This is a genomic window from Streptomyces sp. M2CJ-2 (assembly GCF_016757295.1).
In the GTDB taxonomy this organism is placed as follows: Bacteria; Actinomycetota; Actinomycetes; order Streptomycetales; family Streptomycetaceae; genus Streptomyces.
This window is the reverse complement of the sequence record NZ_JAESIF010000365.1, coordinates 1-204: the sequence shown is the minus strand read 5'-3', so window position 1 is coordinate 204 and position 204 is coordinate 1. Positions and strand designations below refer to the sequence as shown.

1 protein-coding gene is annotated in these 204 nt (G+C 77.0%); it reads right to left on the bottom strand.

The annotated features are described in order from the left end of the window. Nucleotides 1-204: cation-transporting P-type ATPase (locus JL475_RS39635; RefSeq protein ID WP_202283010.1), on the bottom strand; the 204-nt coding region annotated here is incomplete at both ends.

Sequence of the window (204 nt, the reverse complement as noted above, 5' to 3'; positions counted from 1 at the left end):
TCGGCCGCCCCGGGCCGGGGAGTGTCGGCGATCGCCAGGAAGCCCAGCAGGGTCAGTTCACCGGCCAGTTCGGCCAGCTGATCAGCGGGATGCGGCGCGGTGGCAGGCGTGCCCTGGGCGACGGCCAGGACCCTCAGTCCGTCGCCCGCGAGGCGCCGTACGAGGCGGTGGGCGGCCTGCAGCCGGGCCGGGTCGAGGGGGACG